4 protein-coding genes and 1 pseudogene are annotated in these 6851 nt (G+C 41.8%); all 5 read left to right on the top strand.

Going from position 1 to position 6851, the window contains the following annotated elements:
- Positions 1-506: 506 nt before the first annotated feature.
- The 5 genes and pseudogenes from BV372_RS22480 (at position 507) to BV372_RS22490 (ending at position 6779) form a co-directional block, all read left to right on the top strand.
- Complete coding sequence (locus BV372_RS22480) at positions 507-893, top strand: cupin domain-containing protein (protein WP_179198192.1); 387 nt, start codon at positions 507-509, stop codon at positions 891-893.
- 144 nt (positions 894-1037) lie between these two features.
- A complete protein-coding gene (locus BV372_RS37795) occupies positions 1038-3407 on the top strand; it encodes a condensation domain-containing protein (RefSeq protein ID WP_256973399.1) in 2370 nt (789 codons plus the stop codon).
- A gap of 46 nt (positions 3408-3453) precedes the next feature.
- Positions 3454-3540: pseudogene (locus BV372_RS38425) on the top strand (hypothetical protein); the annotation flags it as partial.
- A 114-nt stretch (positions 3541-3654) separates the two neighbouring features.
- Positions 3655-5214, top strand: a complete 1560-nt coding sequence (locus tag BV372_RS37800; RefSeq protein WP_373270803.1) for a thioesterase domain-containing protein — start codon at positions 3655-3657, stop codon at positions 5212-5214.
- Positions 5215-5831: 617 nt separating this feature from the next.
- A complete protein-coding gene (locus BV372_RS22490; protein ID WP_256973402.1) occupies positions 5832-6779 on the top strand; it encodes a DUF3445 domain-containing protein in 948 nt (315 codons plus the stop codon).
- The last annotated feature ends 72 nt before the right edge of the window (positions 6780-6851 follow it).

Consider the following 6851-nt stretch of genomic DNA (forward strand, 5'->3'; position numbering starts at 1 on the left):
TTTTTGCTTCTCAAAAATTCTCTGCACCTACTTTACATCCAACTTGTGTATACACGGTAGGCCCTTAAAAAGGGGGTTGGGGGATCTGAGTGCGTAAGTTCTGATTCTTTTGAGTACAGAAACCTATCCTTTTGTTGAGGTAAACGAATATCTACACTCACGAATGGTGGGTTGTTAGCAGTGGCAGATACTCCGGGAGCATCCACTTTTGGAAGAAACACCAGGCGATAGTTACTGAAATCACTCTTTGAAATAAAAAATGAGAGCCAATCAAACCCCAGCAAAATGGTGTCTAAAGAGTGAGTTGTATCTGCTCTTGTTAGAGTTATTATGTAGCTAAGAAAATAGACAATACTATTAATGATTTAGTTCAACGATCTCAGCTACTAATATGTCTATTTTTCTGCATATAACGGCTAGTTAAATTAACATTTGTAATGTTAGTACTCACTGTTATCAATGAGCTATGCCGATTCCGAATGAGAGTAACTGGAGCAAACCGCAAAATGATTACTCAAGCAAACAGAGCCGACATAAAGAATCTCACCCAATTCAAGTCTGAGAGACTTTTTGGAGCTACTATCACTCGATTGCTGTCCCAGAAACAGTTGCCGTATGTGGGCTTCGATCATGTGAAAATTTCTAAAGACTCTTCACTTCAGCCCCACATTCACGAAGCTTCAGAATCTTTTATTTACATCCTAGAAGGAACTGCTGTTGTCACTTTAGATGGCAAAAATTATTTGGTAGGAGCAGGTGATACTATTTACATTCCTCACGGTGTTAGCCACGGCTTTAGTACACCTAATGAAGATGTTGTTCTGCTCTCGGTACAGTCACCACCTATATATCCAGAGGATACTGCGCCAGATATAAAATTCGGTGGAAATTAATAGCAGTTTGGTAAGTAAACAAAGCCAATGAAATAAGCGAATAGGATATCACTGCGTCTCCCAATCTCCGTGTCCTCTTGGTGAATCCTAACCTACTATAGGTTGAGAGAATCACACAAAGGCAGTCTTGGAGTTGGGACATTTATGAGCCAGTATTTTTCCGCTCATCTCACTGGTACTAAAGAAGAACTCAATTCTGCTGAAGAGGCAGAGGTTTTTGTCTTCGCCACTTCTTTTGCTCAGCAAAGGTTGTGGTTTCTCGACCAGTTAGCACCGGGGAATCCGTTTTACAATGTGTCAACAGCACTTCGCCTGACAGGTTCTCTCAACTTCGTTGCCTTAAAGCAGACATTTAACGAAATTGTCCGCCGCCACGAAACCTTACGTACTACGTTTGTAATGGCAGAAGGGCAACTTCTACAGGTAATAGCTCCCACCTTAACCATACCCCTGCCCATAATAGACCTACGCAATTTCGAGAGCCAAGAACGCGAACAGCAAGCGCGGCGACTCGCAACCGCAGAAGCTCAACGTCCTTTCAATTTGATCGCCGGGCCATTGCTGCGATTGACGTTGCTACAACTGGATGAAGCAGAATATGTGTTACTGCTGAATTTACATCATATTGTTGCCGATGGTTGGTCTATTGGCGTGCTAATTAGAGAACTGGAGGCTTTATATAAAACCTTTGTCGAAGATCAGCCATGTCTGACGACAAGCCACTCCGTGTCCACGCCTTTGCCCGAACTACCCCTTCAGTATGCAGATTTCGCCGAATGGCAGCGGGAATGGTTGCAAACACAAGGAACGGACGGCTGTACACCTTTAGAAACCCAATTAGCTTATTGGCAAAAGCAGTTAGATAGTATTTCGGTGTTGAATCTGCCCACTGACCGATTAAGACCAGCAGTTTCCACCTATAAGGGTGCAGAACAATTTATAGAACTACCGCCCTATTTAACTCAGAAGCTAGAGCAACTTAGTCAGCAAGCAGGCGTTACTTTGTTTATGACTCTGCTGGCAGCGTTTCAGACTTTACTATATCGCTATACACAGCAAGAGGATATTGCAGTTGGTACACCTATTGCCAATCGCAACCGTAGTGAAATAGAAGGATTAATTGGTTTTTTTGTCAATAGTTTGGTGCTACGTACTGATTTTTCAGGTAACCCGACGTTTCGAGAATTGTTGCATCGTGTGCGAGAGGTAACTTTGGGAGCCTACGCTCATCAAGAATTGCCTTTTGAAAAGCTGGTAGAGGAACTGCAACAAGAACGAGATTTGAGCCGCCATCCTTTATTTCAGGTAGTATTTAGTCTGCAAAACACTCCCATTCAAGCGCTAGATTTACCAGGTTTAAGGCTTTCTCAGTTCGACTTTGATAGTAAAACTGCAAAGCTCGATTTAGAGTTTCACCTGTGGCAAGATTTAGAAAGTTTCAAAGGACAAGTCATATATAGCACCGATTTATTTGATGATATTACGATTACTCGGATGCTGGGACATTTCCAAACACTGCTAGACAGTATTGTTGCTAATCCAGAACAGCGTTTAACAGACTTGCCTTTATTAACTGCAAATGAACGGCAGCAGTTATTAATTGATTGGAATGATACAAAAAGAGAATACGCAGAGAACGAGTTATTTCATGAGTTATTTACAGCACAAGTAGAAAAAAGTCAGAATGCGATCGCCTGCGGTGGAGCGCAGCCCATCGCGCTAGTCTTTGAACAGAAACAGTTAACCTACCGCGAACTAAATATTCAAGCCAACCAACTTGCACACCACCTGCAACAATTGGGGGTAGGCGCAGATGCTGTAGTTGGCATTTGTATAGAGCGTTCGCTAGAGATGATAGTTGCAGTTTTAGGCATCCTCAAGGCGGGTGGCGCTTACCTACCTTTAGATCCTAGCTATCCTCAAGAGCGTCTTCAATTCATGCTAGAAGACGCGAAAGTATCAGTCTTGGTAACTCAACAGGAATTGGTTGAGCTTTTTGGGAATGCAGCGGTATCTGTAGTTTGCTTAGATCGGGATAAAGAAGCGATCGCTTCCCAAAGCCAGAAAAACCCAACTAATTGTGTAACATCTAGCAACCTAGCTTATGTCATCTACACCTCTGGCTCAACAGGACACCCTAAAGGCGTTTTAATCGAACATCGAGGACTTGCCAACTTAGCAGAAGCTCAGATTGAGGTGTTCAACTTGCAACCAAGTAACCGCATTCTGCAATTCGCATCATTAAGTTTTGATGCTGCAATTTTTGAGATTGTCATGGCACTGGGAACAGGAGCAACTCTATATTTAGCAAAGAAAGAATCTCTTCTACCCAGTCAAGGTTTACTTCAATTGTTGCGCGAAAACGCTATTACTCATATTACCCTGCCGCCGACTGTTTTGGCGGTTCTACATACAGAATCACTCCCCGCATTGCAAACTATAATTTGTGCAGGCGAATCTTGTTCTGGGGAGATTGTAAAACGTTGGTTAAGTTCTAATTGGAGGGTTTTTTAACGCTTACGGACCGACTGAAGCAACTGTTTGGTCAACCATTGCCGAGATTACTGCTGTTTGTGAAAAACCACCCATTGGTCGCCCTATTGCTAACACTCAAATTTATATATTAGATAAACATTTACAACCTGTACCAATCGGAATTCCTGGTGAAATATATATCGGTGGAGTAGGACTAGCGCGAGGCTACCTTAACCGTCCTGAGTTAACTGCTGAATGCTTTAAGAAGGCAGAGGGCAGATGGCAGATGGCAGAAGGAGAAGAAGGAAGTCGTTTGTACAAAACTGGTGATTTAGCCCGCTATTTAATAGATGGGAATATTGAATTTTTAGATCGGATCGATAATCAAGTAAAAATTCGCGGTTTCCGCATTGAGTTGTCAGAAATTGAAGCAGTGCTAAATCAGCATCAAAGCGTGAAAGAAGCGGTAGTAATTGCTAAAGAGAATTTACGTAGTGAAAAGGAATTAATAGCTTATATTGTTACCAAGTTGAAGCAGACAGCAACAACAACTGAACTACGAAAATTCATAAAAGAGAAATTACCAGAATACATGGTTCCCAGAACCTTTATAATGTTGGATTCTTTGCCAATCACACCTAATGGCAAAGTGAACCGCCAAGCACTAACAGCACTCAATATTCCAAATAGCCGTTCAATAGATAAAATCTTTATCGCTCCTCGTAATGCAACCGAAGCAACATTGGCAGAAATTTGGACTAAAGTTCTTAATATTGAGCGTGTAGGTATTCATGATAACTTCTTTGACTTGGGAGGTAATTCGTTACTGTCTGTACGCCTGTTAGAACAGATACGCAAGCAATTTGAGCGTGATTTACCACTATCTATATTATTTTTAAACCCCACAATTGAAGGTTTAGTAAATTCCCTATTAACAGAAATAGATCCTCTACCTTGGTCTCCTTTAGTTACGATTCAGCCTGCTGGCTCTAATCCACCTTTTTTCTGTATCCATCCTATCTTTGGTGTTATCTTTCCTTATTACGAATTAGCTCATCATTTAGGAAATAATCAACCATTTTATGGGCTGCAATCTATAGGAATTGATGGTAAAAATGCTCCGTTAACTAGCATTGAAGATATGGCTGCCCACTACATTGAAGCATTACGTCAAGTGCAGCCAAAAGGCCCTTATTTTTTAGGCGGTTGGTCTTTTGGCGGTGTGGTTGCTTTTGAGATGGCACAACAACTGCAAAAGTCTGGGGATGAGGTGGCTTTACTTGCTATGCTTGACACATTAGCACCAATTCCCAGTAATATTCCTTCCTTTGGTAATGGTTTCAAGTTTCTTTTCACTACCGCGGCGCGAGATATATGGCCTTTTCTCTTTGGATATTGTTGTCTAATAGCTGCTCATAGCAAGAATCAAATTAACAATTTAATTTCTCAGTTTTTTAATTTTAAGAAATTTAATGGATGGTTGGAGAGAAGTCTATTATCGCATGTGCTTTTAAAAAAGGGTTTTACAAATAACTTAATATCTGAGAATACTAATTTACATCTTTTAAACGAGTTAACAATTATCCCAATACTGCGTATTTTCTACGCTAATAGTCAAGCAGTTATTAAATACATTCCGCAAGCCTACCCGAAGCAAATTACTCTGTTTAAAACAAGTAAGACATCAAGTATGGCTGAGGAGGATTTGAGTATGGGGTGGGATAAGTTGGCTGTTGAGAAAACAGAAATTCATATGATTCCCGGTAATCACTTAACTATGTTGAGAAAGCCTCATATCCAAGTTCTGGCGGCACAGCTTAGAGCCTGTATTGAAACTAGGAAATAGGCAATATAAAGCATAAATTTAGGTGTTGCTAAGTGAAGTTATGAATTTAGTATATGGCTCATATTTGATTTCTGAAATACACGTAGGGGAGCCACTGCGTTGGTGTTAGCGTAGCGGTGAGCCAGTCCGGTGGACGGGTTTCCCGAGGCACTCCGTTGGGCGGGTTCCCCGACTTGTAGGAAGTGCCGTCGGCATAAAGGAACTGGCGTTAGCGAAGCGGTAGCGAGGAACGAGCGTCACCCGAAGGGCGTTGGGCAATGCCCACCATATCCTGGGTTTGGTGGGCATTGCTCACCCGAGACTTAATATTAAATAGTAGGTCATTTTTTCAAGAATAAAACCGGATTCCTATATCACGCAGAGACGCAGAGGAGGACACTTGCGTGGGCGGTGCCGACTTGAGCAAAAGAGAATAAGAGTTTGAAAAAGTGAATTTTTGACTTTCATACTCATATTCAGCAATGCCAAATTTTAAATTTTGCGATCGCATCTGCGAAATGTCGGTTGATGTCAAAATTTTTATGCAAACATCTATAAATAGCACTTGTTTAAATAACTGGCTTGTGGAAACACAGAAAGTCGAAGCCTTCAATAGTCCAGCTTGCTACTTTCCCCTGATGAACGGGCGCTACGAAGTCAAGCCAGGGATGATGGCGTTCGGCTCGTGTTTAGGTAATGGTGAAGCTGATGGGCAAGTGTTTCAAATCGATGAAAATTTTGCTCATTATCGCCAAGCTAAACTCTTAGCCCGTGCCGAACGGTTGAGTAAATACTACCAGACTCATAATTATTCTAAGGCTGTGGCAGGTGCGATCGCTCGTTTGATAGTTGAGCGCCTTACCCAAGAACATCCACAATACTTTGGCTATCAAAAATCAACAGCCAACACTTTGATATTCTCTAGTCAACTCACCAAAGAAACGCTTTATCTAGATGCAGACTGGCAGTTACAGCGAGTCGAGGGTAGTTCAGTTTTTCCAGCTTACACTTCTACCTTCGATGCTTTAGCAGCACAGGTACAAGAAGACTTTACAGTAATCTGTCGTGGTAACGATGGTTGCAATTGGCTGAGTGCGGTGCATTTGTGCTATCCCAATCATTGGTCAGCTGAGGAAAAAATTGGTAAAGACTTTGCTGCAATACATACGCCTGTGGCAGGTATAGAAAAAATTAATCGCCGGGCAGATGCGATCGTTAATACTATGATTAACTGTAAACCAATGGTGCGCTTTGCTTGGGGTTTGAGTACCGACATCCGCCTTAACCACCATCCCGAACCACCAACTGGTTTGGCAGTTGAGCAGTGGCAAGGTAGAAACTTTGATCTGCAACATCCCAGTCTCTACCTGCGAATTGAGCGACAAGTAATTTGGGGGCTACCAGACTATGAAGCAGCATTATTTACTATTCGTACTTATTTCAGAGATTGTAGTTTAATCAAAAAAGATTCACTGTTACGGGTTAAGCTGTGTGCTGCAATTGATTCCATGTCAGCAGAGTCACTGATTTATAAGGGATTAGCAAATAGCAAAGCTAGTATTTTACGTTGGCTAAACGAAGTTTGAAGCATCACAAAAGGGAGCATCCCACTTTGGAAGAAACATCTGGCGAATGGAATTCGCGGCTACACAAACCAA

The organism is Nostoc sp. T09 (assembly GCF_002154695.1).
Taxonomy (GTDB): Bacteria; Cyanobacteriota; Cyanobacteriia; order Cyanobacteriales; family Nostocaceae; genus Aulosira.